Source organism: Synechococcus sp. R70.1 (assembly GCF_047461675.1).
In the GTDB taxonomy this organism is placed as follows: domain Bacteria; phylum Cyanobacteriota; class Cyanobacteriia; order Thermostichales; family Thermostichaceae; genus Thermostichus.
Map to the genome: position 1 here is coordinate 1 of NZ_JANSHR010000022.1, position 1,431 is coordinate 1,431.

At 49.8% G+C, this 1,431-nt stretch carries 1 protein-coding gene; it reads right to left on the reverse strand.

Annotation, left to right across the window (positions count from 1 at the left end; translation table 11 throughout):
- Positions 1 to 304: 304 nt before the first annotated feature.
- The coding region (locus NW807_RS02605; RefSeq protein WP_414425217.1) for a type II secretion system protein GspD at positions 305 to 1,431 on the reverse strand (1,127 nt) is incomplete at its 5' end.

Consider the following 1,431-nt stretch of genomic DNA (forward strand, 5'->3'; position numbering starts at 1 on the left):
CCAGAAAAAAATGCAAGGCTTCTTTGGCCGAGATGTGGAGGTGCAACTGGGGCAGACCCAAGAAAATCAGGTGGAATTGGCGCTTGTTGCCCGAGGTGGATCCCAGGCCACTTGAAGAAGCCATTAGCTGCTGAATGCAACTCAACGGATCCCGAAATGCAGCCAGTAACTCAGGACTGTCGAGAGTTAACTCATGAGGGGTGTGGGGAGCTATGGGTCCTGCGCTGTGCCTATAGTATCAGTGTTGGGAGGATGTCACGAAACTTGGCAGTTCGGCATAACCCTATTTTACGGATTGGGAATTTTACGGATTGGGAGGAAGACCAAAAGCAACATTATCATCCATAATGTAGGGCGTTAGCATGAAGACCACCTCATTGCGCTCGTTATTCACACTCTGAGAGCGGAACAAAGCACCCAAAAGAGGCAAGTCGCCTAGTAAAGGCACTTTTTGAACGTCAACGATGTCCCTGTCTTGAATGAGGCCAGCAATAATAAAGGTTTGCCCATCTCTTAACCTGAGCTGAGATGCTTCCAGCCGCCTTCTGTCGATGTTAAAAAGTTGAATACCAGCAAAGGGTCCACTCTGCAGTATTTGAATAGGTACAGGGATGGAAATTTCTGGCTGAATGGTCAGGGTGACAAACCCATTATCATCTATCCTAACCTCTGAAACGTTTAGGACGATTCCGGCATCTTCCCGCTGAAGGCGCTCAGTAGTCTTTCGCTGTTCTCCCTGACCCTCGGTGATAGTTTCGACATTAGTAGGAACGCTGACTGCAATTCTAATTTGGCTGGAGCCACCATCTGCCACCACAACTTTGGGGTCAGTTAGAATTTTCCCAGTTCCGTTTCGTAGTGCAGATTGTACCCTCAGAGCTAGAGACCGCTGCAGCCGGTTAAGGGTGTTGAATATCCCAGTAATCGCCCCCGAGGGATCTGCAGGCCCAATAAAGCTTACCGAGGATCCCTCGGGTTGATTGAGCGGTTGACCACCAAAATCGGCGTCTTCCAACAAAGTTCCAAGGGCAAAGTTGCCAGATGCCCCTCCCAAGTTAACTGATAAGCTTTCGTTTTTGTCCAAGCGAATATCAACTGCTCTCAGGGAAATCAAAACCTGTCGCCGACGCACATCCAATTGGGCAATCTGAGCAGCTACAATATCCTGCTGTTGTGGCGTGCCAACCACAGTAATAGAGTTGGTGCGTGGATCCTCAAAAAATTGAGCACCTGGTGCAACGGCGTCTAGAACTCCTTTGAGCCGCTCCACCAACTCCTTGGTAGCGACTGCCTGATTCAAGCGGTAGTTCCGCACCAGAACCCCTGCCACTCCTGGCAACGTTTTTCCAATGAATACAGTCTGACCCCGGCGCTGAGCCTGCAACTGTTTTAGCCGCAAGATAAAGTTGAATGTCTCCTGTAAGGGCGAGT